At 66.8% G+C, this 25,999-nt stretch carries 23 protein-coding genes, 1 tRNA gene and 3 pseudogenes; 10 read left to right on the top strand and 17 right to left on the bottom strand.

Annotated features, from left to right (window positions below; translation table 11 throughout):
* Positions 1–11 precede the first annotated feature (11 nt).
* Both rpsG and rpsL read right to left on the bottom strand, forming a co-directional pair.
* Positions 12–482 carry a 30S ribosomal protein S7 gene (rpsG, locus tag DPR14_RS05580; RefSeq protein WP_037461345.1) on the bottom strand — a complete coding sequence of 157 codons (471 nt, stop codon included), beginning with the start codon at positions 480–482 and terminating at the stop codon, positions 12–14.
* Between the two features lie 14 nt (positions 483–496).
* Complete coding sequence (rpsL, locus tag DPR14_RS05575; protein ID WP_037461346.1) at positions 497–868, bottom strand: 30S ribosomal protein S12; 372 nt, start codon at positions 866–868, stop codon at positions 497–499.
* Between the two features lie 621 nt (positions 869–1,489).
* Between rpsL and DPR14_RS05570 the strand changes: the two genes are divergently transcribed.
* The 3 genes from DPR14_RS05570 to DPR14_RS05560 all read left to right on the top strand — a co-directional run bounded on the left by DPR14_RS05570 (position 1,490) and on the right by DPR14_RS05560 (position 3,920).
* Complete coding sequence (locus DPR14_RS05570) at positions 1,490–1,828, top strand: response regulator (protein WP_192499296.1); 339 nt, start codon at positions 1,490–1,492, stop codon at positions 1,826–1,828.
* A gap of 206 nt (positions 1,829–2,034) precedes the next feature.
* The gene (locus DPR14_RS05565) at positions 2,035–2,829 is read left to right on the top strand and encodes a rhomboid family intramembrane serine protease (RefSeq protein ID WP_158048001.1); all 795 of its coding nucleotides are present in this window, start codon (positions 2,035–2,037) and stop codon (positions 2,827–2,829) included.
* Between the two features lie 275 nt (positions 2,830–3,104).
* A complete protein-coding gene (locus tag DPR14_RS05560) occupies positions 3,105–3,920 on the top strand; it encodes an RNA polymerase factor sigma-32 (protein WP_425501036.1) in 816 nt (271 codons plus the stop codon).
* A gap of 32 nt (positions 3,921–3,952) precedes the next feature.
* Here the strand turns inward: DPR14_RS05560 and DPR14_RS05555 are convergent, their stop codons facing one another.
* On the bottom strand, positions 3,953–4,201 hold the full coding sequence (locus DPR14_RS05555) for a hypothetical protein (protein WP_158044264.1): 249 nt from the start codon (positions 4,199–4,201) through the stop codon (positions 3,953–3,955).
* A gap of 284 nt (positions 4,202–4,485) precedes the next feature.
* Here DPR14_RS05555 and DPR14_RS05550 point away from each other — a divergent pair, with 284 nt between their 5' ends.
* Positions 4,486–5,376, top strand: a complete 891-nt coding sequence (locus DPR14_RS05550; RefSeq protein ID WP_192499295.1) for a TIGR01459 family HAD-type hydrolase — start codon at positions 4,486–4,488, stop codon at positions 5,374–5,376.
* A gap of 27 nt (positions 5,377–5,403) precedes the next feature.
* On the opposite strand, the gene DPR14_RS05545 is transcribed toward DPR14_RS05550, so the two are convergent.
* The 8 genes and pseudogenes from DPR14_RS05545 to DPR14_RS05515 form a co-directional block, all read right to left on the bottom strand.
* Positions 5,404–7,500: a pentapeptide repeat-containing protein gene (locus DPR14_RS05545; protein WP_158044262.1), complete on the bottom strand. Its 2,097-nt coding sequence runs from the start codon at positions 7,498–7,500 to the stop codon at positions 5,404–5,406.
* Positions 7,501–7,736: 236 nt separating this feature from the next.
* Positions 7,737–9,158, bottom strand: coding sequence for a magnesium transporter (gene mgtE, locus DPR14_RS05540; RefSeq protein WP_158044261.1), 1,422 nt, complete (start codon positions 9,156–9,158; stop codon positions 7,737–7,739).
* An 88-nt stretch (positions 9,159–9,246) separates the two neighbouring features.
* Entirely contained in the window at positions 9,247–11,538 is a 2,292-nt protein-coding gene (locus tag DPR14_RS05535; protein ID WP_158044260.1) for an NADP-dependent malic enzyme, read from the bottom strand.
* Between the two features lie 160 nt (positions 11,539–11,698).
* Positions 11,699–12,034 (bottom strand): NUDIX hydrolase, encoded by a 336-nt coding sequence (locus tag DPR14_RS28040; protein ID WP_246148890.1) that lies wholly within the window; start codon positions 12,032–12,034, stop codon positions 11,699–11,701.
* 336 nt (positions 12,035–12,370) lie between these two features.
* Positions 12,371–12,583, bottom strand: coding sequence for a hypothetical protein (locus tag DPR14_RS28035; RefSeq protein WP_246149432.1), 213 nt, complete (start codon positions 12,581–12,583; stop codon positions 12,371–12,373).
* A gap of 12 nt (positions 12,584–12,595) precedes the next feature.
* Positions 12,596–12,664 (bottom strand): annotated as a pseudogene (locus DPR14_RS29000) (hypothetical protein); the annotation flags it as partial.
* Positions 12,665–12,824: 160 nt separating this feature from the next.
* A complete protein-coding gene (locus tag DPR14_RS28640; RefSeq protein WP_281352688.1) occupies positions 12,825–13,328 on the bottom strand; it encodes an EAL domain-containing protein in 504 nt (167 codons plus the stop codon).
* A 32-nt stretch (positions 13,329–13,360) separates the two neighbouring features.
* Entirely contained in the window at positions 13,361–14,917 is a 1,557-nt protein-coding gene (locus DPR14_RS05515) for a sensor domain-containing protein (RefSeq protein WP_192499294.1), read from the bottom strand.
* A gap of 550 nt (positions 14,918–15,467) precedes the next feature.
* On the opposite strand from DPR14_RS05515, the gene DPR14_RS05510 reads away from it, so the two are divergent.
* Entirely contained in the window at positions 15,468–16,802 is a 1,335-nt protein-coding gene (locus tag DPR14_RS05510) for a lipopolysaccharide biosynthesis protein (protein WP_158044257.1), read from the top strand.
* A 121-nt stretch (positions 16,803–16,923) separates the two neighbouring features.
* Here DPR14_RS05510 and DPR14_RS05505 read toward each other — a convergent pair.
* Positions 16,924–17,010, bottom strand: a tRNA-Leu gene (locus DPR14_RS05505).
* A gap of 210 nt (positions 17,011–17,220) precedes the next feature.
* Here DPR14_RS05505 and lipB point away from each other — a divergent pair.
* On the top strand, positions 17,221–17,862 hold the full coding sequence (gene lipB, locus DPR14_RS05500) for a lipoyl(octanoyl) transferase LipB (RefSeq protein ID WP_246149293.1): 642 nt from the start codon (positions 17,221–17,223) through the stop codon (positions 17,860–17,862).
* Between the two features lie 60 nt (positions 17,863–17,922).
* On the opposite strand, the gene DPR14_RS05495 is transcribed toward lipB, so the two are convergent.
* Together DPR14_RS05495 and DPR14_RS05490 are read right to left on the bottom strand one after the other, a co-directional pair.
* On the bottom strand, positions 17,923–19,215 hold the full coding sequence (locus DPR14_RS05495; protein ID WP_158044255.1) for an adenylosuccinate synthase: 1,293 nt from the start codon (positions 19,213–19,215) through the stop codon (positions 17,923–17,925).
* 89 nt (positions 19,216–19,304) lie between these two features.
* Positions 19,305–20,461 (bottom strand): annotated as a pseudogene (locus DPR14_RS05490) (ATP phosphoribosyltransferase regulatory subunit).
* Positions 20,462–20,712: 251 nt separating this feature from the next.
* Here DPR14_RS05490 and DPR14_RS05485 point away from each other — a divergent pair.
* Complete coding sequence (locus DPR14_RS05485) at positions 20,713–21,741, top strand: amidase (protein ID WP_281352687.1); 1,029 nt, start codon at positions 20,713–20,715, stop codon at positions 21,739–21,741.
* Entirely contained in the window at positions 21,741–22,073 is a 333-nt protein-coding gene (locus tag DPR14_RS28635) for an amidase family protein (RefSeq protein ID WP_281352686.1), read from the top strand. The genes DPR14_RS05485 and DPR14_RS28635 overlap by 1 nt, the downstream gene beginning before the upstream one ends.
* 33 nt (positions 22,074–22,106) lie before the next feature.
* Here DPR14_RS28635 and DPR14_RS05480 read toward each other — a convergent pair whose 3' ends face one another.
* Positions 22,107–22,451 (bottom strand): hypothetical protein, encoded by a 345-nt coding sequence (locus DPR14_RS05480; protein WP_158044254.1) that lies wholly within the window; start codon positions 22,449–22,451, stop codon positions 22,107–22,109.
* Between the two features lie 227 nt (positions 22,452–22,678).
* Between DPR14_RS05480 and glmS the strand changes: the two are divergent.
* Together glmS and DPR14_RS28630 are read left to right on the top strand one after the other, a co-directional pair.
* A pseudogene (gene glmS / locus DPR14_RS05475) lies at positions 22,679–24,522 on the top strand (glutamine--fructose-6-phosphate transaminase (isomerizing)).
* A gap of 257 nt (positions 24,523–24,779) precedes the next feature.
* A complete protein-coding gene (locus tag DPR14_RS28630; protein ID WP_281352685.1) occupies positions 24,780–24,902 on the top strand; it encodes a hypothetical protein in 123 nt (40 codons plus the stop codon).
* A gap of 160 nt (positions 24,903–25,062) precedes the next feature.
* Here DPR14_RS28630 and DPR14_RS05470 read toward each other — a convergent pair whose 3' ends face one another.
* On the bottom strand, positions 25,063–25,530 hold the full coding sequence (locus DPR14_RS05470) for a very short patch repair endonuclease (protein ID WP_246148887.1): 468 nt from the start codon (positions 25,528–25,530) through the stop codon (positions 25,063–25,065).
* Positions 25,511–25,975 carry a hypothetical protein gene (locus DPR14_RS05465; RefSeq protein ID WP_158044253.1) on the bottom strand — a complete coding sequence of 155 codons (465 nt, stop codon included), beginning with the start codon at positions 25,973–25,975 and terminating at the stop codon, positions 25,511–25,513. The genes DPR14_RS05470 and DPR14_RS05465 overlap by 20 nt, the downstream gene beginning before the upstream one ends.
* Between the last annotated feature and the right edge of the window lie 24 nt (positions 25,976–25,999).

The raw sequence follows: 25,999 nt of genomic DNA, 5'->3' as shown, positions 1-25,999 counted from the left end.
CGCCGGGGCGATTACCAACGGTAGTGCGAGAAGGCCTTGTTGGCCTCCGCCATGCGGTGGGTGTCTTCACGCTTCTTGACCGCCGAACCGCGCTGGTTGGCGGCGTCGAGCAGTTCGCCCGACAGGCGCTCGGTCATGGTGTTCTCCGACCGGGCGCGCGCGCTGTTGATCAGCCACCGGATGGCCAGGGCCTGGGCGCGGTCCGAACGGACTTCGACCGGAACCTGATAGGTGGCACCGCCGACGCGGCGCGACCGGACTTCCAGGTGCGGCTTCACGTTGCCCAGGGCATCGTGGAAGACCTGGACCGGGTCGGCCTTGGCGCGGCCTTCGACTCGCTCCAGCGCGCCATAGACGATCGCTTCCGCGACCGACTTCTTGCCGTCCAGCATCAGGCAATTCATGAATTTGGTGAGGACGCGGTCGCCATACTTGGCATCCGGCAGAACCTCGCGCTTCTCCGCGCGACGACGACGAGACATTCTTCAGAATCTCCTTACTTCGGACGCTTCGCGCCGTACTTCGACCGGCGCTGCCGACGGTCCTTGACGCCCTGGGTATCGAGCGAACCGCGGATGATGTGATAACGGACGCCGGGAAGGTCCTTCACGCGGCCACCGCGGATCATCACCACCGAGTGTTCCTGAAGATTGTGGCCTTCACCCGGGATGTAGCTGGTAACTTCGAAGCCGTTGGTGAGGCGCACGCGGGCGACCTTACGAAGCGCCGAGTTCGGCTTCTTCGGAGTGGTCGTGTACACGCGGGTGCAGACACCACGCTTCTGCGGGCACTCTTCCAGTGCCGGCACCTTGTTGCGCGCCGCCAGAGGCTGGCGCGGCTTACGGATCAACTGACTGATCGTCGGCATCAGAGCCCTTCTTCCATTCAATCTCGCCGTCGGCAAACCAGATGCCAGACGATGCAAAAACCCGCCGTCGAAGCGTAAACTCCGCCTCGTGCGGGTAAATCATCAAACGCCGTCCGAAAAAGCTCGGGTGCGGCTATGTCAGGTCGGAGCCTCAAGGGCGGCAGCGTCTAGCCCGCGAACGGCCTACTACCTGCCTCCCGGAAAGGTTCGCGGATAATAAGGATGTACCCACCCACCGTCAAGCATTCGTAACAGATATTTTACCCGGCAGTCTTATGGCGGATGGCTAGGCCGGGGGATGCGGCGGCGGCCGCCCGGCGTGGGAGATCGGGCTGCCGCAAGGATGCATGGGCCCAAGTCTTCGACCGGCGGCACGGGCCGGATGCCGCCAATGGACAGGAGAGGGAGTAATGCCCGCAGACCGTCGGCACCCGGCGGTCGACCCTCTTACAGGTCCGGATTTATGCCGTAATGACGATAGCAGAATGAACCGTCCATCAGACATTATCAGGGCAAGTGATGGCGACGTCCGGCCTGTGCAGGGCCAGAAATAAAACATGGGATTCAAGGATGGCGGGCAAATTGCGACTTCTCATTGCAGAGGACGATGAACTCGTCGTCATGGGTCTCACGATGGTGATCGAACAGCTGGGTCACCACGTCTGTGCGACTGCGCAAACCGCCGGACAGGCGGTCGATCTCGCCGAGGCGAGCAGCCCCGACGTGGCCCTGGTCGACGTGGCGCTGGCCGATGGAACGGACGGTCTGGCGGCGACCCGGGAGATCGCCGGCCGGCTGGGCGTGCCCGTCATCGTCTGCAGCGCCCACGCCAGCCCTACCGATGCTTATGCCGCTGGTGCCAGGCATTTCCTGATGAAGCCCTTCGGCATCGACGCCCTGACGGAGGCCATGCTGTCCATAGGCCGGTCCGGCGAGGCCGAGGTCGTGTTCGCCGCCTGATCGAGCTTTGCTCCCCGGCCGCCGATACGCCGCCGACACATTGATGATACATTGATATAGTGTCGCCGAAAGGGGGTCGGTCCGCGACCGGTCCCGGAGCAGGTGCACCGTTGCGCGCGGAACGATCCCCGGACCGGCGGGGTTTGTTCCGGGTGCCGGTCCCGCGGCGGGGCGTGCCGCACACTCCCTGGCTGGTCGAGGACACGATGTTCACCCTTCCCCTTTCAGACGACAACCCGACCCGGCGCACCCCCGCCGTCACCTATGCGATCATCGTCGCCTGCGTCGGGATGTTCCTGTGGCAGGTGTCGCTGGGGCCGCGGGCCGGCCAGGCCATCGTCTATTCGCTCGGCCTGATCCCCGCCGTGCTGTTCGGCTCCGCCCAGTTGCCCCCAGAACTGCGGCTGGTCCCCGCTCCGGCCAGCGTCGTCACGTCCATGTTCCTCCATGGCGGCTGGATGCACCTGCTGGGCAACATGCTCTATCTCTGGATCTTCGGAAACAATGTGGAAGACAGCATGGGGCGGGGCCGGTTCCTGGTGTTCTACCTGCTGTGCGGCACCGCGGCGGCCCTGGCCCAGGGGTTCGCGGCGCCGCAGTCGCAGATCCCGATGATAGGGGCCAGCGGCGCGATCGGAGGAGTGCTGGGCGCCTATCTCGTCCTTCACCCGCGCGCCAATGTTCGCATGCTGTTCATCATCCTCTTCTTCATCCGGATCGTCAGCGTGCCGGCGGCGGTCGTGCTGGGTCTCTGGTTCATCCTGCAGTTCGTCAGCGGCGCCACGACCCCGACCACGGGCGACGACGGCGGCGTGGCCTTCTGGGCGCATGTCGGAGGGTTCGTGGCCGGCGCCGCCCTGATTCCTCTCTTCAAGCGCCGCGAAGTTCGATTGTTCGAGGGTCCGCACAGCCGGCCGTTCGAGATGGCGCCGCCCGGCGCGTTCAGACGCCGGGGCAGCGTGCCGCCGTCCGGCAACCGGTCGTGGCCGCCCGGGCGGTGACGCACGCCGTGCTGAAGCCGCGCGGCAGGCTAAAGATGCATTTGTAATGCAGCTTCTTGAAGCCGGAACCGCCGTCCCCATATCAGATGTCGTTCCCGGCATAAGCACCCTCGTCGCGCCGCCGCCGTCCTGAAGCGGCGGAAGGGCGACGGGTCGCCCCTGTCTGCTATGCGGGGCCTCGCGTGTGGGAACAATCCGTGTCTTGGAGGTTCGTTTTGAGCATTCATACCGACGACACCCTGACCCCGTTCATCGAAGAATCCCGTCGCTTCAAGATGCTGATGGCCGAGGAGGAAATCGAACTGGGCCGCCGGTGGCGCGACGCGGGCGACAGGAGCGCCATGCGTCTGCTGGTCGGCAGCCACCTGCGTCTGGTCATCAAGATGGCCCGCAACTTCGCGGGCTATGGTCTCCCGGTCTCCGACCTGATCGCGGAGGGCAATGTCGGCCTGATGCAGGCAGTCGAGAAGTTCGATCCGGAACGCGGGTTCCGGTTCAACACCTATGCCATGTGGTGGATCAGGGCCGCCATGCAGGGCTACGTGCTGCACAACTGGTCCATGGTCAAGCTGGGCACGACCGCCGCCCAGAAGAAGCTGTTCTTCAACCTGCGCCGGCTGAAGCGCGAGATGCAGGAACTGGAATCGGGCGACCTTTCGGCCGAGACGATCACCTCCATCGCGACGAAGCTGCAGGTCCCGGAGGTGGAGGTGGTCGACATGAACCGCCGTCTGGCCGCCGCGGACAGTTCGCTGAACGCCGTGACGGCGATCGACGGTGAAATGGAATGGCAGGACCTGCTGGTCGACCAGCGGCCAGATCAGGAGAGCATCGTCGCCGATGCGGACGAGTTGGCATCGCGCCGACGCCTGCTGGCGCTCGGCATGGAGAAGCTGAACGATCGCGAGCGCCGCATCCTTGTGGAGCGACGCATGAAGGAAGAGCCGGCGACGCTCGAGGAACTCAGCCGCGAATACGCCGTTTCCCGCGAGCGGGTCCGGCAGATCGAGATGCGGGCTTTCGAGAAGCTGCAGAAGGCCATGCTGACTGCCGTCCCCGCCGGCCGCGACCGGCTGGCGACGGCGGCCTGACGGCCGGCCCCGGAGCCCTGCTTGTCAGGGCGTCACTTGGCGCGGGTCGAGCCCAGCCGATGGAACGGAAACGGGATCACGTCCGCGCTCCTGCCCTCGCCCGACAGGCGCCCCTCCTTGTCGGTGAAGCGGACGGGAACGTTCGTTCCCGCCAGGGTCGAGAGATAAACGTCCATGGAGGTGTTGACGCACTTGTACATGGCCAGGGTCATCTCGGCGCTGTACGTCCAGAAGGCCGCACAGGCGTAGGCCTGATGGGCCATGATGGAAAAGAATACCATAATGCTGTCCGTCCCCTCCCAGCGCGGGCTTGCAACCGCCTCCGGCTCACTTTGATGCAGTCATCCTGAAGAAGCCCCTAACCACCGCCTAACAGGATGCCGGATCGTTCGTTGCGCACGCCCGGCGACCGAAGCTTCCGAAACCACCATAAGATATGGCCACGGGAACGCCCCGGGACCAACCCCATCTTTCGGGCAAGCCGGGTGCGACACCAAGGCTACCCGTCCGCAACGGCCGGCATGGGACACTGCCCCGACTTTTCATCCAGCCGGGAACAGCGACCATGGCCGACAGCACGCATGAAGACATCCCGCTGCTGGGCGGGCTCGCCCGGCTGGCCGACGACTACGACGCCTTCGTCATCGACGCCGGCGGCGTGCTCCACGACGGCTCGGCGGCCTATCCCGAGGCCTTGCGGGCGCTGGAGAGCCTCAAAGCCGCCGGCAAGCGGATCTTCCTGCTGACCAACCAAGCGCGCCGCAACGCATCGGCGGCGCGCCTGCTCGATTCCATGGGGCTGGCGCCCGGGCTGTTCGACCACCTGCTCACGTCGGGCGAACTGACGCACCAGTGGCTGCGCCACAGGCCGGAACCGTGGCTCGAGGACCTTGGGACGGCCTGCCTGCATTTCGGGCCGATCCGGGATGCCGAACTGATCCACGGGCTGGACATGGAAGCGGTCGATCAACCCTATCTCGCCCAATTCGTCCTGTGCACCGGCTTGAACGACGTCGAGGAAAGCCTCGCGGATTACGAGGAAGTGCTGAGGATCTGCGCGCGGGCTGAACTTCCGATGCTGTGCGCCGATCCGGAGCGCTGGATCCTGGCCGGCGGCGACCGCCTTCCGGGCGGCGGCGCCCTGGCCCGGCGCTATGCCGACCTGGGAGGCGAGGTGGACTACTGCGGCCTGCCCTTCGGCGACCTCTACGACCGCTGCCTCGCCTTGCTCGGGATCGGCGACCGCAGCCGCATCCTCGCGATCGGCGACAACTTGGCGACCGACTTGGCCGGGGCCGAGGCTGCCGGACTGGATTCGGTCCTGGTTACCGGCGGGCTCCATTGCCGGGATCTCGGCACCACGCGGGGCGAAGCGCCCGATCCCGGACGGCTGGCGGCCCTCTGCGCCGCCGCGGGCAGGCGCCCGCGCGCCGCCCTGCCGACGCTTCGCTGGTAACCGGCGCCGGCCCTTACCCGCCCTGATTCAGGGTGGAGTGCCCTGCTCGCCGTCCTGGTCGAGTTCGGCGGTAGGCGTATCCGCGTCACTCCCACGGGGATACCCACAAGACCCGGCCACTGATCCCATCTCTTTCCAGAACCCCGAAGGAAGCGCCGTCTTTTCGTTGATACAGGCTTCCCTCAGCTGTTCCGGGAGGAGATTCATCACCCCCGTAAGGTCGGCGTCGCGCAGATCGACCCCCCGGAGAATGGCTCCCTGAAGGTTGGCTCCTCGGAGGTCGGCTCCCTTGAGGAGAGCCATCGAAAGGTCTGCGCGCCTGATCCCGAATGTCTCGGACTCGATGGGCGAGAGATCGGCGCCCGCGAGGTTGGCCCCCTCCAGATTGGCCTTGCGAAGGTCGGCGCCCGAGAGCTTCGCCTGCACGAGTATCGCCCGCCCCAGGTCGGCCCCGCAAAGTTCGGTTTCCCGCAGGTCGGCCCTCCAGATGTCGGCACCGCGGAGGTTGGCGGAATTCCGCCCGTCGAAGCAGCCGACCTCGGGCCGCGCCTGTTGCGCGGAGGCCGCCTGGGCGGTCATCGCGTTCTGACCGGAAGCTTCCCTCGCCGTGAACACCGCCTGCCGGAAATCCGCGAGGGCGAGCCTGGCCCCCCGGAGATCGGCCCCATGGAGCCGCGCCTTGGCGAAGAATGCTCCTTCCGCAGACATGTGCCGGAGATCCGCCCCCTGAAGATCAGCACCCTTGACGAGCGCGAAACGAGCGTCGGTCGCCCCGTTCCAGTTCGCCGGCTTCACCGATATGTCGGCTCCCCGTATGTCCAGATACGTCCAGTCTCCAAGCAGCGAGTGGGTAAACCTCCCGAATCGCGTGCTGCCGGACGGATCGCCTGCAAGCGGTTGATCGTGGATCCACCTGGTGGTCATCGTCATCAGGACGAAGGCGCCGACGAACATCGTCCAGAGGCCCAAGGTCATGATGGTCGTCCTTGTGCCCGCACGGTTCGCATCGACCGCCTCGCCCCTGAGCGTCCGCACGGCGACATGGTACGAATAGATGCCGAACCCCAAGGCGGCCCCCGTCAGGGCCACGTGGACCCAGGTCACCGGCCAGTGGTGCGTGGGCAGGTACCCGAGCCAGAAGTAAGCCAAAGTGACCGGAACCACGAACCATCCCAACGCGACCGTCACGAAATACTCCAGCTTCGTCATCGGGCCCCGCCGCGGCGCCAGGAGCCTGAAATGCGCTCGGGCAACGGTGTTGCAGATCCAGGGATAAGCCTTCTCGTCGAGCGTCCTTCCGTCCGGAAACACGGCCGGCAACGTGGCGAGGCCGACCCACAACCGCTCCAGGTAAAGATGGAAGTAGACATATATCATTAGAAGCATCACCGGAGCGGCGAAGTAGAACTCCGTCGTCGGGATGGGCGCGCCGATGATCGGAAGGGTCAGGTCGTCCGTGCCGACGACAAGTCCGGCATGGGTGGTCGTGGCGATCGTCAGACCCGAGTAGAGGCACGCCCCCAGAAGCCCGAAGAAGACCGTGGCGGCGTTCCTGGAGGTCTCGGCGACGTTCTCGAGGCCGTCGAACCTGGCGATGTCGTCGGGCAATTTGGCATTGGAAAGGTCCGCTCCGGCCAGCGATCCCGAAAGAAGACCACAGACATCGGCAAGCTTGGCGTCGCATAGCTGGGCGCCTTGAAGCTTCGCTCCGGTTAGGCAGGTCGGTTCGGGATCCCTGCTTCCAAGCGGGCGGTCCGGGGACTTGGACCCGCCACGGCCGCCCTCCCCGATGCGCCTGACCGATACGGCCGGCGTTTCGAGGTTCGCCCGGCTCAAATCGGCATTCCGCAAGTCCGCGCCCGTCAGGTCGGCGCCTCCAAGGTCTGCCCTCGCCAGGATCGCGCCTCGGAGATCGGCGCCGGCGAGCTTGGCCTCCGACAAGACTGCGCCGGCGAGATCGAAACCGGCCAAGGCGACCCGGGAGAGGTCGGCCGGCGCCCCTCGACGCCCTCCGGCTTCGATCCATTCATGATGCCGTCGAAGTATCTCAACGATCTCATCCTGCGGAAGCGTTCGAAATGCGCTTCGGTTCGATTCCCCAGGCTGTTCGGGTTCGTCGTCCATCGCAGTGCATCCGATTGCGGCGCGGCATCGGGGGAACTGAGGGCCTTGATGCCGTCGGGTTTCTACAGTCGCTGCCGATCAGTCCGGTGGCTCAGGTGACGCCGCACCGTACAACCCAAGGCTGTTTGAATGCCAATCCTCTTCCGGACCTGTACTTCGGAAGGTCGATGCGCCGGGGCGGTGGCGTCGGATGGGCCGTTCGCCCGGTGCAGACAAGCCCTCTAGGCTGACACGCCCTACAGCAGGATCAGCGCCGCCAGACCTAGGAAGGCGAAGAACCCGATCACGTCGGTGACGGTGGTCAGGAACACGGCACTTGCCACCGCGGGGTCGATCTTCAGCCGCGCCAGCCCCAGCGGAATCAAGGTCCCGCACAGGCCGGCGACGAACAGGTTGATGACCATCGCCGATCCGATGACGATGCCGAGCAGCGGGTCCCCGAACCACAGCCCGGCCACCAGCCCGATGATCACCGCGAACAGCGCGCCGTTGATCGTCCCGACCAGCGCCTCCTTGGTGACCACGCGAAGGGCGTTGGCCTCGGACAGCTCGCGCATCGCCAGCGCGCGGACGGTCACCGTCAGCGTCTGGGTGCCCGCATTGCCGCCCATGGACGCCACGATCGGCATCAGCACGGCCAGCGCCACGATCCGCTCGATCGTCCCCTCGAACACGGCGATCACGGCCGACGCCAGGATCGCCGTCAGCAGGTTGACGAACAGCCAGGAAAAGCGCGACCGCGTGGTGTCCAGCACCGCCCGGTAGATGTCGGTATCGGGCACGCCGCTCAGCTTGAGCAGGTCGTCCTCCGCCTCCTCGTCGATCACGTCGACCACGTCGTCCACCGTGATCACGCCGAGCAGGCGGCCGGCGCCGTCCACCACCGGCGCCGAGACCAGCCCGTACTGGCGGAACAGGAAGGCGACCTCCTCCTGGTCGGTGGTGGCGGAAACGGTGCGGATGTCCTCCGTCAGGATGTCGCCGACCTTGACCGAACGCTTCTGGCGCATGATCCGGCTCAGCGGCACGGCGCCGACAACCCGGTGCATCGGGTCGACGATGAAGATGTCGTAGAAGTCTTCGGGCAGGTTGTCGGTCTCGGTGCGCAGATAGTCCAGCGTCTTGCCGACGGTCCAGAACTGCGGCACGGACACCAGGTCGCGCGACATCAGGCGGCCGGCGCTGTATTCCGGGAAGGTCAGGCCCTCCTCGACCAGCGCCCGGGTTTCCGGCGGCAGGTTCTCCAGGATCTCGCGCTGCTGGTCGGCGTCCAGGTCCTGGATCAGGTCGATGGCGTCGTCGCTCTCCAGCTCGGCGACCGCGGCCGCCAGCTCGCGGGGCTCCATCTGGCCGAGCACGACCTCGCGCAGCGACGGGCTCAGATAGGCGAAGATCTCCGCGTCGAAGCCGGGGCGCAGGATGTCGATCAGAGCGCCCCGGTGATCGGGGCCGATCTGCTCCACAAGGTCGGCCAGGTCGGCAGCGTGAAGGTCGGAGACCACCGCCTCCACCTCGCCGATCCTGCCGTCTTGCAGCTTTTCGCGGACGCCGTTGACGAGCTCGGGAGAGACCCCGAACTCGTGCTCTGCGTCGTCGTCGCGGTCCGGCCCGGGCCGAACCGGCTCGGGCCGCTCGATCTCCGGAGCCGCCTCGGTCATCCTGCCCTCTTTGTCGCTGCCGGTTCGGCCGTTACGATGTCGAACGGACGGAGCCCGGCCGCTCCGCCCGGGTTCCGGTCGGTCGGGCCTACGGCTTCGAAGCCGTTTCCGCGGCAGAGACCTGGGCATCGACCGTCGCGAGCGCCGACATGTTGACGATGCCCCGGACCGTAACCGACGGCGTCAGGATATGGGCCGGCTGGGCCACGCCGAGCAGCACCGGGCCGACCGACAGGCCGTCGCCCATCACTTTGGTCATATTGAAGGCGATGTTCGCGGCATCCAGGTCGGGCATGACCAGCAGGTTGGCCTTGCCCTTCAGGCGCGAGTTCGGGAAGATCCGGGCGCGGATCTCCTCGGACAGGGCGCTGTCGGCATGCATCTCGCCCTCGACCTCCAGGTCCGGGCAGCGCTTGGTGATCTCGACCAGCGCCTGGCGCATCTTGACGGCGGACGGGCTGTCGTGGCTGCCGAAGTTGCTGTGGGACAGCAGGGCCACCTTGGGCGCAAGGCCGAACCGCCGGACCTCCTCCGCCGCCAGCGCCGTCATCTCCGAGATCTCCGGCACCGTCGGGTCGGGCGACACATAGGTGTCGCACATGAAGAAAGTGCCCTTGTTCAGGATCAGCACGCTGAGCGCCGCCGGGTTGTGGACCCCCGGACGCAGCCCGATCACGTCGCGGATGTCGCCCAGGTGGTTGCGGTACTTGCCGATGGTGCCGCAGATCATCGCGTCCGCCTCGCCCCGCCGGACCATCAGGGCCGCGATCACGGTCGTATTGGTCCGGACCACCGTCCGGGCGACGTCCGGCGAGATGCCGCTGCGCTCCATGAGGCGGTGGTAGAGGTTCCAGTAGTCGGCGTAGCGGGGATCGTTCTCCGGATCGACCAGATCGACATGCTCGCCGATCCTGATCCGCAGCCCCGCCTTCTCGATCCGTCGCATCACCACGTCGCGGCGGCCGATCAGGATCGGCTTCGCCAGCCGGTCGTCCACCACCACCTGGACGGCGCGCAGCACCCGCTCCTCCTCGCCCTCGGCATAGACCACGCGGCGCGGGTCCTCCTTGGCGCGGACGAAGACGGGCCGCATCAGCAGGCCGGAGCGGAAGACGAACTCGTTGAGCTTGTCCTCATAGGCCGCGAAATCCTCGATCGGCCGGGTCGCGACTCCGCTGTCCATGGCGGCCCTGGCCACCGCGGGCGCGATCTGCAGGATCAGGCGGGGATCGAACGGCTTGGGGATCAGGTGCTCCGGGCCGAAGCCGGAGAGCTGGTCGCCATAGGCCGAGGCCACCACGTCGCTCGCCTCCGCCATGGCCAGGTCGGCGATGGCGCGGACGGCGGCGATCTTCATCGCCTCGTTGATGGTGGTGGCGCCGACGTCCAGGGCGCCGCGGAAGATGAAGGGGAAGCACAGGACGTTGTTGACCTGGTTCGGGTAGTCCGACCGGCCGGTCGCCAGGATCGCGTCGGGACGGATCGCCTTGGCCTCTTCCGGCATGATCTCCGGAACGGGATTGGCCAGCGCCAGGATCAGCGGATCGGCGGCCATCTTCTCGACCATGGCGGGCTTCAGCACGCCGGGCGCGGAGAGGCCCAGGAAGATGTCGGCCCCGGCGATGACGTCGCCCAGGGCGCGCGCGTCGGTCTCCTGCGCGTAGCGCTCCTTGCGCGGGTCCATCAGCTCTTTGCGGCCCTTGTAGACCACGCCGACGATGTCGGTCACTGTGATGTTGGAGACCGGCATGCCCATGTCGACCAGCAGGTCCAGGCAGGCCAGCGCCGCGGCGCCGGCGCCGGACGCGACCAGCCGGACGTCCTCGATACGCTTGCCGACCACCCGAAGCCCGTTCAGGATCGCCGCGCCGACGATGATCGCGGTGCCGTGCTGGTCATCGTGGAAGACCGGGATCTTCATGCGGGCGCGCAGCTTCTCCTCGATGTAGAAGCATTCCGGCGCCTTGATGTCCTCTAGGTTGATGCCGCCGAAGGTCGGCTCCATCGCCGCGATGATTTCGACCAGCTTGTCCGGGTCCATCTCGTCCAGCTCGATGTCGAACACGTCGATGCCGGCGAACTTCTTGAACAGGACGCCCTTGCCTTCCATCACCGGCTTGGCGGCCAGCGGCCCGATCGATCCCAGGCCCAGCACGGCGGTGCCGTTGGTGATCACGCCGACCAGGTTGGACCGGCTGGTGACGGTGCTGGCTTCGGCGGGATCCGCGACGATCGCCTCGCAGGCGGCGGCGACGCCGGGAGAGTAGGCCAGCGCCAGGTCGCGCTGGGTCGCCAGCGGCTTGGTCGGCGTGACCGCGATTTTTCCGGGCGTCGGCTGACGGTGGTAATCGAGTGCTGCGTCCCGCAGATTTTCAGCCATTGCTCCCCCCGGCCATGACGACGGGCGACGGTGCATCCGTGCCCGATTGAGGCACGGAATATAGGCGCCACCTTCTTTTGTCCAGGCTTGAGTGCGCGCGGCGGCGCGGGTCGGACAGGCTTGATTCGATTGCCTCCTGGCCCTCTGCCGGCCGTCCCGGTCAGCGGCGGAGCATCAGGCTCGACAGCGTTTCCGGCAATGCGCCCCGCTCAGCCAGCAGTTGCGCCTTCAACACGGCGGCAACCGTCATGGAATCGGTGATGACGCCCTCCATCACCAGGTCCACGACGCTGGCGAACGGCATCCGGACGATGGTCAGCTGCTCCGTCTCCTCCGGTTCCGACTCCGCGTGCTCCATGTCCCAGGCGAGATAGATAACGCCGTGCTCGTCGCAGATGCTGTTGGAGGTGTGGATCGGCAGAAGCTCCAGCCAATGGCGCGCCACCAGCCCGGTCTCCTCCCGCAGCTCGCGCTTGGCCTCCTCGATCGGCGGCATGTCCGGCGCGCCGCGCCTCCGGCATTTCCCAGCTATAGGCGTTCAGCGAATAGCGGTACTGCCCGACCAGATGGACGCAGCCCTCGGAGTCGACCGGCAGCACGCCGATGGCGACGTTCTTGAACTGGACCACGCCGTAGATCCCGGGGTTGCCCGACGGGTTGACCACCTGGTGCTCGGTGACGCGGATCCACTTGTTCTCGTAGCGGACCTCGCTGCTCAGGTCTTCCAGGGATTCTCTTCCGAGACGGCCGGCAGGGTGGTTACGGCAGGGTGTCTCGCCCGTGAATGAGGCATCGTCGCTCCGGAGGAAATTGCCTTGACAGGGCAAGCCTCTTAGATGATCGGGTTCGCCAGCGCGACCGCAATCTTGCGCCAGCGGTCCAGCTGCGCCACGAAGGTGTGCAGCGGGACCGGCTTGCCGACCAGGTACCCCTGTATCCTGCTGCACGGCGCTCCCGCAGGAATGCCAGCTGGGCAACCGTCTCTACCCCTCGGCCACACGGAATGGCCGAGCTGGTCCGCGAGGTTGATGATCGCGGACACCACCGTGGCGCTGTTGCCGTCGTGGCCGCAATGCTGGATGAAGCTCCGGTCGATCTTGAGGATGTCGATCGGCAGCTTGGTCAGGTAGCTGAGGCTGGAATAACCCGTGCCGAAATCGTCGATCGACAGCGTGATGCGAGCCGCTTGATCTCGTTGAGCGCCGCGATGCTCTGGGCGGCCTCGGTCATCAGGATCGACTCGGTCAGCTCCAGCTCCAGGAACGACGGGTCCAGCCCGATCTCCCCTATGATGGCGGCGATCCGCTCGACAGATCCGCCTCGCGGAACTGCCGCATGGACAGGTTAACCGAGAGATGCATCGGGATTCCCTGCCGGCGCAGCTCCGCGGCGTCCCGGCACGCCGTGCGGAGCACCCATTCGCCGATCGGCACGATCATGCCGATCTCCTCCGCCACGGGGATGAACTCGTCGGGCGGCACCATGCCCCGGGTCGGGTGGAACCAGCGGACCAGCGCCTCCATGCCATAGACGGCGCCGTTCAGGATATCGGCCTTGGGCTGGTAATGGACCTCCAGCTCGTCGTGCTCGATCGCCCGGCGCAGGTCGTTCTCCAACTCCAGGCGCCGCATCATGGTCCGCGTCATCTCGGAGGTGAAGAAGCTGATCGTGTTGCGGCTGCGGCGCTTCGCTTCGTACATCGCGATGTCGGCGTGCTTCAGCAGGGTATCGGCATCGCCCCCGTCGTTGGGGAAAAGGCTGATCCCGATGCTGGCGGTCACCAACTCCACCGGAGGCAGCGAGAACGGCGCGCGCAGGGCCTTCAGGATGCGCTGGCAGACCTGGGGAGCGCCTCCGCCACGTCGGCGTCGGCCACCACGACGATGAACTCGTCGCCGCCCAGGCGGGCCACCGTGTCGCTTTCGCGCACGCACGACTTCAGCCGCCGGGCCACCTCGACCAGCAGCCTGTCGCCCATGTCATGGCCATGGCAGTCGTTGATCGTCTTGAAATGGTCCAGGTCGATGAACAGCAGCGCCACGCCGTGGTCCTGGCGCCTGGCGAGCGCCACGGCCTGCTCGATCCGGTCGGCCAGCAGCAGCCGGTTGGGCAAGCCGGTCAGGGCATCGTGGTAGGCTTGGTGCTTGATCTGCTCGTCCTTGCGGTGCAGGTCGGTGATGTCGTTGAAGATGGCGACGTAACGGTACGGCCGCCCGGTCGCGTCGAGCACCTGGGTGATCGTCACCCACTCCAGGAAGTTCTCGCCGTTCTTTCGGCGGTTCCAGATCTGGCCCTGCCAGCTCCCCTCGGTCTCCAGCCGGGACCACAGCTCGTCGAAGAAGGCCTCTTCCTGGAGGGGGGACCGCAGCAGCCGCGACGACCGCCCGACCACTTCCCCCGCCTCGTAGCCGGTGATCTGGGTGAAGGCGGGGTTGACGGAAATGATGGTGCCGTCGGAGTCGGTCACGAAGATGCCCTCGACCGTGTGCCGGAACACGCTGGCCACCATCTCCTGCTCGGCCTGGCTGCGTTGCCGGTCGGTGATGTCCTCCGACAGGCAGGCGACCTCGGATGTAGGCAGCCGGACCAGGCGGTTGTGCCGGCAGTCCAGCGGGTTGCCGCCGGAATCCAGGTGGACCGTCATCAGGCTTTCCGGCACGCCCGAGCGCCAGACCCGCCGGACCGCCTCGACCAGTTCCGCCGCCTGGCCGGCCGTGGTCCCCGGCTGGGCCGGAAAGGCCAGCACCTCCGGCAGCCGGCGTCCCAGCGCGCGGCTGCGCGACATGCGGTAGAGCGACTCGGCCGCCGGGTTGATGTCGGCCAGCACGAAGTCGCGGCCGTCGTCGTGGGGGGCGAAGATCACGATGCCGTCCCGCATGCTGGCGAACAGTTCGCGGAAACGCCGTTCACCGGCATGCAGCGCCGCCTCCGCGTTGCGCCGGCCGGTGATGTCCTGCAAGGTCTCGATCGCGCCGATGATCACGCCGTCCTCGTCGAACAGCGGTGCGGCGGTGAACGACAGCCAGCACGGCCCGCCGCCCAGGTTCGGGAAATAGTCCTCCGCCTCGAAGGCTCCGGTGACGGTCGCGGACCGCCGGAACTTGTCCTGGTAGAACAGGCGCACGGTATCGTCGGGCGCGCCGTCCACGATCAGGTCCGCCATGCAGGGCCGCTCGATCCCGTAGAAGATCCGCCGCTGGTTTCGCGTGCCGACCATGTCCGCGGCGTTGGCGCCGATCACGACCTCGCAGGCCCGGTTCCAGTGGGTCACCCGATGGGAGGTATCGATCACGAAGACGGGGACCGGGCACCCGTCCACGATCTGGGACAGCCGGTTCTCCTCCACTCCGCGCCCGCCGCCGGCACGCCGCGGCTGCACGGAAGCTCCCCCGGCCGGCCATCCGTCGACGTCGCCGCGCCCGTCCGCCGGAGTCTCTTTGCAAGCACTGTCGCCCATGCACCGCCCCCCGACCCTGCAAGGCGACAGACCGCCCACGCCGGATCCGCATTTCCCCCATCGCGCCGCTTCAACCGGCGGCGTCGGATCAGCCTTCGATGATAGCGTAGGGAGGGGAGATTGCGGATGATCCATGTCAAAAACGGATGTTGCGGGACATGTCCCACCGATCTTCGACGCAATTGATTTCGTTTGTTACACGGAATGTTGGAAGAACCTTTGACATCTTCCAATGTCGAAGGGAGTCTGGAGCGCCTTTGCTGCCGGACACCTCCCGCTTCCGGCAGAGGTAGCGTGGATTGTTTCCCCGTGCTCCGAGGCGCCGCCATACCCCTGTTGGGGGCGTCCCCCCCCTCCGTTCCCGGGGAGCAAAAGCGTGACTGCGTTCACCCCATGAACCGGCGCAACCGGCCGATGTTTATGGCAGTGTTGCCCCGCTTCATCCTGCGAATGATTGTGTGAGAGAGTTCCCTTGACGGCCCGAGTCGACGCCAACCGTCTGTCGCAAGCAGCACTTCGCATCCTGCGCGGCCCCTTCCTGAAGAATATCGCGGTTCTCGCTTCAGGGACGGCCATGGCCCAGGTCCTTACGGTCCTTGCCTATCCCATTCTGATGCGGCTCTTCACGCCGGACCAGTTCGGCCTCTTCGCCCTGTTCGGCGCGCTCAACATGACTTTCGTGGTCGTCGCGAGCGGACGGTACGAGCTCGCCATCGTGATGGCGAAGTCCGAGACGGAGGCGGCCAACATCCTGGCCTTGAGCCTCGGCATCGTCACCGCGGTCAGCATCGCGTCGGGCGTGGCCGTTCTGGCCTTCGGCGATTTCCTGCTCGATCTGCTGGGATACCAGGAGCTGCGCGGCCTGCTGTGGTTCCTGCCGCTGCTGATCCTGACCAACACCGCGGCGGCGGTGCTGGCCGTGTGGGCGACCCGGCACAAGCAGTACAAGCGCATTTCCATGTCGACGATCAGCCGATCCTTCGGGGTTGCCGCCGCCCAGATGGTGGCCGGCCTGGTCGGCATGGGCGTGGACGGCCTCGTGCTGGGATTGATCTTCGGGACGGCGATGGGCGCCCTGATCATCGCCTGGCAGATCATCCGCCACGACCTGCCGTCGATCCGGCGCATGGTCACGCACCAGCGGATGAGGCAGCTCGCGGTCAAGCACCGCGATTTCCCGCTCTACAGCATGCCGCAGGCGCTGCTCTCCTCGACCACGATCACCGTGCCGTCGATCCTGCTGGCCGCCTTGTTCAGCCCCTATGTGGCCGGCCTCTACTGGTTCACCTACCGCCTGTTCGAGATGCCGATCACGCTGCTGGGCGACGCGGTCCGCCGGGTCTTCTACCAGCGCGCGGCGGAGATGTTCCACAAGGGTCAGGATCTGTCGGCCCTGTTCCTGCGGACGACCGGCGGGCTGGCCGCGATGGTCGCCCTGCCGGTGCTCCTCATGATCGCCCTGGGTCCCTGGCTCTACGCCTTCGCCTTCGGCGAGGCCTGGCGGGAGGCCGGATATTTCGCGCAGTGGATCGTCGTCTGGTGGGCGATGCGCTTCATCAGCCTGCCTGCGCTGATGCTGGTCCCCGTGCTCAACCTGCAGCGCCGGTTCCTGATCCTGGAAATCCTGACCCTGATCCCCCGTTTCCTGGTGCTGCCCGTAGCCGCCTGGATCGCCGACGTGGAAGTCGCGATCGCCGCCTACTCGGTGGTGGGGTTCCTGTTCCACTTCTTCCTGGTGGTGCTGGTCTGGCGCGCGGTGCAGGACCACCGCGCGACCCTCGCCGGGGCGGCGGCGACGGCGGCCTGACGCCCGGGACCCGGAAAGGGAAGGCTCCGGCCTTCCCGGCAGGGACGGCCCGGACATGAAAAAGCGCCGCAACGTTGAGGCCGTTGCAGCGCTTTTTTCATTCAGTCACTTGCGTGAGAGATGGTGCGGTCGAGAAGACTCGAACTTCCACGGGGGTTAGCCCACAGCGACCTCAACGCTGCGCGTCTACCAATTCCGCCACGACCGCATACATCGTCCGCTTCATTCAGCACGGGGCTTGCTTGAAGCGTGCGGGGGGAATACCAAATCCCGATGCCGTGATCAAGCGATTGAAGCGGCTTCTTCGAAGAAATCAGGATCACACCCGGATATGGCCATGACAGCCGCTCCTCAGCCGACCGCCTCTCTCGCCGGCTCCGCCGACGCTTTCTCCATCCGGCCGGGCGTCGAGTGGCGCATGTCGGACGACCCCGTTCCCTATCCCGAGGCGGTCGCGGAGATGGAGGCCAGGGTCGCGGCGATCCGCGCCGGGACGGCCCCGGAGCTTGTCTGGCTGCTGGAGCACCCGCCCCTCTACACGGCGGGAACCAGCGCGAAGGAAAGCGACCTGCTGGAGCCGAGCCGGTTCCCGACATACCAGTCGGGCCGCGGCGGCCAGTACACCTATCACGGGCCGGGCCAGCGCGTGGCCTATGTGATGATCGACCTTAAGCGCCCGCGGGCGGGCATGGAAGGCCCCGACATCAGGGGCTACGTCAACCGGCTGGAGGAATGGCTGATCCGGACGCTGGCCCGGTTCAACGTCAAGGGCGAGCGGCGGTGCGGCCGGGTCGGCATCTGGGTGGACAAGCGCCCCTATGGCGGCCCGTCCGGCCGGGAGGACAAGATCGCCGCCATCGGAGTCCGCGTCCGCCATTGGGTGACGTTCCACGGCGTCGCCCTCAACGTCGATCCCGACCTGGGCCATTTCGCCGGCATCGTGCCTTGCGGCATCAGCGAGCACGGCGTCACCAGCCTGCACGCCCTCGGCCATCTTGCGACGATGCCGGAAGTGGACTTGGCGCTTAAGGCGGCGTGGGAGGACGTCTTCGATGCCTGAACGGAAAACGGCTGGCAAAGGCCCGCCGTCCCCAAACCCCGCTCAACCCCGTTCCCAACCTCAATCCTGGAACGGATCGGTCACCAGGATCGTGTCGTCGCGCTCCGGGCTGGTCGACAGCATCGCGACCGGCGCCTCGATCAGCTCCTCGATCCGGCGGATATACTTGATCGCCGTGGCCGGCAGGTCGGCCCAGCTCCGGGCGCCCTGGGTGCTCTCGCTCCAGCCGGGCATCGATTCGAAGATCGGCTCCACGCCGGCCTGGGCCGACTGACCGGCCGGGAAGTGGTGCAGCTCCTGCCCCTGGTAGCGGTAGCCGACGCAGACCTTCAGCTCCTCGAAGCCGTCCAGCACGTCCAGCTTGGTCAGCGCGATGCCGTTGATGCCGCCGACCTTGACCGCCTGGCGAACCATGACGGCGTCGAACCAGCCGCAGCGGCGCTTGCGCCCGGTGACGGTGCCGAACTCCCGTCCGCGCTGGCCCAGCCGGTCGCCGATCTCGTTGACCTGCTCGGTCGGGAACGGGCCGGAACCGACGCGGGTGGTGTACGCCTTGGTGATGCCCAGCACGTACCCCACGGCCCCGGGGCCCATGCCGCAGCCGGTGGAGGCGTTGCCGGAAACGGTGTTGGACGAGGTGACGTACGGATATGTCCCGTGGTCCACGTCGAGCATGGCGCCCTGGGCGCCCTCGAACAGGATGCGCTTGCCGGCGCGCCGCATCTCGTCAAGCTTCTCCCAGACCACCGCCGCGTAGGGCCGCACCTGCGGGGCGATCTCCCGCAAGCCCTGCAGCACCTCGTCACGGCTGATCTCGTCCGAGCCCAGGCCGCGCAGCAGCGCGTTGTGATGGAACAGCAGCTTGTCGACCTTCTCCTCCAGCACCGCGTCGTCGGCCAGGTCGCACAGGCGGATCGCCCGGCGGGCAACCTTGTCCTCGTAGGCCGGGCCGATGCCGCGGCCGGTGGTGCCGATCTTCAGGGTGCCGAGCGCCTCCTCGCGGGCGCGGTCCACCGTGCCGTGGATCGGCAGGATCAGAGTCGCGTTCTCGGCGATCAGCAGGTTCTCCGGCGAGATCTCGACGCCCTTCTGCCGGATCGCGTCGATCTCGCGCACCAGCGCCCAGGGATCGACCACGACGCCGTTGCCGATGACCGACAGCTTGCCGGGCCGGACCACGCCCGACGGCAGCAGGCTCAACTTGTACTCGACGCCGTTGATGACCAGCGTATGGCCGGCATTATGGCCGCCCTGATAGCGAACCACCACGTCGGCCCGGCTGGACAGCCAATCGACGATCTTGCCTTTACCCTCGTCGCCCCACTGGGAGCCGACCACCGCTACGTTTGCCATCGTGTCTCTCCACGCTACTCAGCGGAGAAGGTTGGCGCCCCCTCCGGACATCGGCCGGACGGCCGAACGGCGCGCCGGTCCCTCGGTGATCAGGCGGCCGGATGGATCCGGCCGCCGGTGAAAATATGGGTGCAGCGCAGCCGGCGCGCCTCGGCCGCCGGGTCGTCCAGCGCTTCCAGCGCGCGCACCGTGACCCAGCCCTCGGACCGTAGCCGCGCGCCGTCGGCGGCGTCCGTCCCGATCGGCAGGAACACCCTCGGCATTGGCGCCGGATCGGGCACGGCGCGCAGCACGGTATCCAGATACAGGGTGAAGCCGGTCGAGGGCTCGCCCGACGGGCCTCCCCCGCCCGGTACCGGCCGCCGCGGCCCAGCTCGCCGCGGACCCCGCGCGAGAACAGGGTGAAGCTGGTGCCGGTCTGGTATTCGAACCCCCGGTGCTCGACCGGATCGACCGTCAGCATCAGGTCGGGAGCGGCGTCCCGGATCAGCCGGACCACCTCGGTCAGCCGCCGGCGGTCCGCCTCGGCCTCCTCCGGCAGGTCCAGGGCCGCCAGCAGCTCCACCGCCCGCTCGGCAGGTCCCGACGCCCCCATCATCCCGGCCAGCAGGTCGGCGGCCTTGCCGCCCACCGCCGCCACCTCGGCGGCGTCCTTGCGGTCCAGCGCCTGGCGCAGCCGCGTGGTCTCGTCCTCCGGCAGGTCCAGCCCGCGGCAGACCGAGGGGACCAGCGTCGGCACGTTCAGGTCCACGGAAATGTTGGCCACACCCACCGCCTTCAGCGCGGCGTAGGCCAGCAGCACGACTTCCGCGTCGGACGTGGGCTGGAACGCGCCGATCAGCTCCACCCCGACCTGGCCGAACTGCCGTTCCGGCCGGAGCTGCGATCCTTTGACGCGCAGCACCTGCCCGCCATAGCTGAGGCGAAGCGGGCGCGGCTCGTTGGCGAGGCGGGTGGTCGCGATGCGGGCGACCTGCAGGGTCATGTCCGGCCGGATCGCGAGCATGCGCTGGGAGATCGGGTCCATCAGCCGGAAGGTCTGGGTCGCCATCGCGGCCCCCGGCCCCGACAGCAGGCTCGCCTCGAATTCGATCAGCGGCGGCTTGACGCGCTCGAACCCGTTCAGCGCGAACTCGGCCATCAGCCGCTCGACGATGGTGGCTTCGAAGGCGGCTTCGCGCGGCAGCACGTCGTGCAGGCCGGCGGGCAGCAGCGCTCTGTTCATCGTTTCGGTCATGCCGGCAATGGGTCCCGGATTCGCTTCGAAAGGCTCGCTTCAAGGGGCTCGCGTCAAGGATCCGGCCTCGACCGGACGCACCGGGCCGGTAAGTATCGGAACCGGCCCCGTTGGGCAAACGGAAAAGGGTCGCGGCTGCCATGGCCGGCAAGCGGGGCGAGCCGCCACAATCCGGTTCCGCCGACAGCCCCGCGTGATCGACCATGCACGGACCTGTATCATCGCGGATCCACACGACGTCACCTGGAGAGAGTTCCCGAATGCCCACAGTCCAGACGATCGCCTCCCTGGCGGCCGACCTCGCCGCCGGCCGCACCACCAGCCTCAAGCTGACGGAGGCGGCGTTCGACCGGATCGCCGACCCGGCCGGCGAGGGTGCGCGCGTCTTCATCCTGGCCGACATCGCCGTCAACCGCGCCGCAGCACTGGCCCAGGCCGAAGCGTCGGACCGGCTGCGGAAGGCCGGGATCGTGCCGTCGCCGCTCGCCGGGCTGCCCATCTCCGTCAAGGACCTGTTCGACATCGCGGGCCAGGTCACCACCGCCGGCTCGGCCGTGCTGAAGGACGCCGCCCCGGCCGCCGCCGACGCGCCCGTGGTGGCGCGGCTGCGGGCCGCGGGGGCCGTGATCGTCGGCCGCACCAACATGACGGAATTCGCGTTCTCCGGCCTGGGCGTCAACCCGCATTACGGCACCCCCGGCAACCCGCGCGACCGCGACCGCATCCCTGGCGGCTCCTCGTCGGGGGCCGCCGTGTCGGTGACCGACGGCATGGCCGCCGCCGCGATCGGCTCCGACACCGGCGGCTCGGTCCGCATCCCCGCCGCCTTCTGCGGGCTGGCCGGGTTCAAGCCCACCCAGGCGCGGGTTCCCCGCACCGGCGCGCTGCCGCTGTCCCGGACGCTGGACACCGTCGGCCCGCTCGCCCGCTCGGTCGCGTGCTGCGCCCTGCTCGACGCGGTGCTGGCCGGGGAGTCCCCCGCCATGCCGAACGCCGTGCCGGATGCCGCCCCGGTGGCGGGCCTGCGCCTGGCGGTCCCGCAGGAGATCGTGCTGGACGGGCTGGACGCCACCGTCTCCGCCGCCTTCTCCGACGCGCTCTCCCGGCTGTCCGGGGCCGGCGCCCGGATCACCGACCTGTCGGTGCCGGCCCTCGCCCGGATTCCCGCCGTCAACGCCAAGGGCGGGTTCGTCACTTCCGAGGCCCTGGCCTGGCACAAGGACCTGATCGCCAGCCGGGGAGCCGGGTACGACCCCGCGTCGCGTCGCGCATCCTGCGCGGCTCCCTGATGAGCGCGGTCGACTATATCGAGTTGCTGGAGGCGCGCGACGCGATCATGGCCGAGGCGGCGGAGCAGACCCGGGACTTCGACGCCCTGCTGCTGCCGACCGTGCCCGTCGTGGCGCCCCGGTTCGACGAACTGGCCGACGACGCGGACTACACGCGCCTCAACATGATGGTCCTGCGCAACCCGTCGCTGTTCAATTTCCTGGACCGCCCGGCGGTCACGCTGCCCTGCGCCTCCGGCGGGCTGGCGGTCGGGATCATGCTGGTCGGCAAGCGCGGCCACGACCGCCGCCTGCTGGCGCTGGCGCGCGGGGTCGAGCCGGTGGTCGCCTGACGCCCCGGCCGGCCCGGCTCCCCGCCTCTGCCGTCAATGGTCCGAGCGGTGGAGGATCTTGTCCCCGAGTCCCGTCTCATACCCCATGCCTTCGAGAGTGATCACGGCGGCGTGGGGGAACCGGGACTTGATCAGGCCCTTGCGCTCCAGCGCCATCCAGACAGACGGGTTGCTCAGGCCGTTGGCGTCGGCGGTCGAGACGACCGCGTCGCCCATGTGGAAATGGTTGCCGTGGGCATGGGGGAACTGGTTGACCAGAAGGGCGCCCTCCCCTTCCTCGGAAGCGGGGGTGCCGATCAGCCGGCCCAATTCCTGCAGCAGCGTCAAGGTCTTGAGCTGGAGCGGGTTGAGCTTCAGCGGGTTCACTCTGGGCGGCATCGTCGTCCTGTGTGCAATGGTTCATGCAACGGTTACAGCATGGCGTAACCGGCTCACTTGAGCGCCGGTTCCCGTCATCGTCAAGTCATAAGCCGCACGCACCGCACCCCGACACGATGCGCAACATTGTGAAACATAAGTTTACTTGGGTTGCCGCCGTGCCGTGTGGCAGTAAGGTGCAGTGCGGAATCGATGCGCGAAAGCTGAGCGAAGAGAAGATAGAGAACATGTGCGGGATTATCGGCATCATCGGCAAGAACGAGGTGGCCCCCCTGTTGATCGAGGGGCTGCGCCGGCTGGAGTATCGCGGCTATGACAGCGCCGGCGTCGCGACGCTGGTCAACGGCCGGATCGACCGGCGCCGGGCCGAAGGCAAGCTGGTCAACCTGGACCAGCGCGTCCAGGAACAGCCCCTGTCCGGCACCATCGGCATCGGCCACACCCGCTGGGCCACCCACGGCGGCCCGACGGAGACCAACGCCCATCCCCACGCCACCCGCAAGGTGGCGGTGGTCCACAACGGCATCATCGAGAACTACCAGGATCTGAAGGCCGAGCTGGAACGCCAGGACTACGTCTTCGAGACCCAGACCGACACCGAGGTGATCGTCCACCTCGTGACCTATTATCTCGACCAGGGCTTGCCGCCGGTCGAGGCCACGGCGGAAGCCTTGAAGCGCCTGGAAGGCGCCTTCAGCCTGGCGCTGATCTTCGCCGGCGAGCACGACCTGATGATCGGTGCGCGCCGCGGGACCCCGCTGGCGGTGGGCTACGGAAACGCCGGTGCCGAAGGGCGCAACGACGAGATGTACCTGGCGTCCGACGCCTTCGCCCTGGCGCCGCTGACCAACCGCCTCTCCTACCTGGAAGACGGCGACTGGGTCGTGCTGAACCGCGGCTCCGTGGTGATCCGCAACGCCGCCGGCGAGCAGGTGGACCGCCCGATCAAGCTGTCGTCCGTGTCCGGCGCGATGATCGGCAAAGGCGAGCACCGCCACTTCATGCTGAAGGAGATCTACGAGCAGCCCCAGGTGATCGGCGACACGCTGAATGCCTTCGTCCAGGCGACCACCGGCCGCATCACCCTGCCCGAGCTGCCCTTCGATATCGCGACGATCCCGCGCGTGACCGTGGTCGCCTGCGGCACCGCCTTCTATGCCGGCATGGTCGCCAAGTACTGGCTGGAACAGGTCGCCCGCATGCCGGTCGAACTGGACATCGCGTCGGAGTTCCGGTACCGCGAGGCCCCATGCCCGAGGGCGGTCTCGCCCTGTTCATCTCCCAGTCGGGCGAGACCCTGGACACCCTGGAGGCGCTGCGCTACGCCAAGCGCCAGGGCCAGCACATCCTGTCGGTGATCAATGTCGGCGAAAGCACGATCGCCCGCGAGAGCCACGCCGTGCTGGGCACGCTGGCCGGCCCGGAGATCGGCGTCGCCTCGACCAAGGCCTTCACCACCCAGCTCACCGTGCTGGCCTGCTTCGCCCTCGCCATGGCCCGCGCCCGCGGCGCCATCACCGCCGAGCAGGAAGCCGCCATCTCGGCGGCGCTGCGCGAGGTCCCGGCCCGCGCGGTGGACGTGCTGAACCACGACGAGCGTCTGCGCGTCCTGGCCCACGAGGTCGCCGAGGCCCGCGACGCCCTGTACCTGGGCCGCGGCACCAGCTATCCGATCGCCATGGAAGGCGCCCTGAAGCTGAAGGAGATTTCCTACATCCACGCAGAGGGCTACGCCGCCGGCGAGATGAAGCACGGCCCGATCGCCCTGATCGACGAGGACGTCCCGATCATAGCCTTGGCGCCCAACGACGCGCTGTTCGAGAAGACCGCGTCGAACATCATGGAAGCGGCGGCCCGGGGCGGCAAGGTGCTGATGCTGTCGGACGCTGCGGGCGTGGAGCGCATGCGCGACAAGGTCCGCTGGACGGTAACCCTGCCGACCGTCCACCCCTTCGTATCCCCGATCCTCTACGCCATCCCGATGCAGCTGCTCGCCTACCACACGGCGGTGATCAAGGGCACCGACGTGGACCAGCCGCGCAACCTGGCGAAGAGCGTCACGGTGGAGTAGGACCGCTGATCCGGACTGAGATGGACTCCGGAAATGAGACAGGTAAGTATTTGAGCGTCCTGCTCCTAATTGCGGCTTAGAAGCAGGAGCAGTCAGTGAAGCAGTCTCGGCAGAAACACAGCGCGACGTTCAAGGCGAAGGTGGCCTTGGCGGCGATCAAGGGCGACTGCACGGTCGGCGAACTGGCAGGTTAGTACGGTATCCATCGCAGCCAGATCCATGCCTGAAAGAAGGCGCTGCTCGACGGCGCGACCGGCGTGTTCGAGAGCGGCAGCGATCGTGACGACAAGATCAGCGAAACCCAGGTCGGTGAACTCTATCGCTGGATCGACCCGCTGAAGGTCAAGAACGATTTTCCGGTCAGGAGGCTCGGCAAGTAGGCTTGGCCGAGCGTCGCGCGATGATCGACCGCACGCATCCCTGAATACTGCTTCCGTTTCCCCGTCTTCGGGTCCATCTTTTATCATGGGCAAACCAAGCTTAGCTAACTGTCCAGGCAAACAGGGACCTTCTCAAACCGAATGTCCGCTTCGCGTAAATTTAAGATATTGCGGACGTAATCGCATCGGCGATACGTCCAGCAATGAGATCATGGTCACGAGTCTCGCATTCCCAAATTACCACGCTTCGCCATCCGAGTTCCTGCAGCAATTTCAGCACTCGCGCGTCGCGTGCTGCATTCGCCGAAAGTTTTGTCTCCCAGAAGTCGGTTCGCGTCTTTGGAATGGTCGCCCGCTTGCAGTCGTGCCGATGCCAGAAGTATCCGTGCACGAAGACGACCAATTTGTAGCGAGGCAGCACGATGTCGGGCTTGCCCGGGAGATCCGCCCGCCGCAGCCGAAACCGGTAGCCGAGACGATGGAGCAGTTTCCGAACAGCTATCTCAGGCTTCGTGTCTCCGCTGCGGACCGCCCGCATGTTTCGGCTTCGCTCCGCGGAGACTTCAGTGCTTGAAAGAGCCGACACCGGCTGTATTTGTCCGCTCCCCTCAGGTTTTTGTTCCATCATTCTTTTCCTCGGCGGCTGGCGGCGCGACGAAGTCGAGACCGATTCTGGTGAATTCTACGCCCAGTTTGTTGACTAGATTCAATGCGTATTCATAACGGAGCTGAGCAACGATGCGAGCTTCTACTGATTTGATTTCAAGCGCCCCAGACTCACCGCTCACTATTTGAAGGCCCATATCGGCGGTCTTGTCTGCCTCTATCTTGAATTGACCGTGGTTGTGCGCGAACATCATCCGCCAGATGGGCGATCCATGCTCGCCCTTTTTTGGGAAAACGCTGTAGGTCGTTACCTGGTGATCCTTCTCGTTGAGCAGGAAGACCATCGTGTTCGAATTTACGTCAGCACGCTCAACGGCGGGGCGGGCATGGAGTTTCACCACGAGGAACGGTTTCGTCGACGACCGTGAGGATCCAATGATGCCGATTTGGTTCTTCTGCTTTGGCACCAAGTCGCATGCGGGCGAGACGCA

The sequence above is a fragment of the Skermanella pratensis genome (assembly GCF_008843145.1).
Taxonomy (GTDB): Bacteria; Pseudomonadota; Alphaproteobacteria; order Azospirillales; family Azospirillaceae; genus Skermanella; species Skermanella pratensis.
Note: the sequence above shows the minus strand (reverse complement) of the source record. Positions and strands in the feature narration are given on the sequence as shown.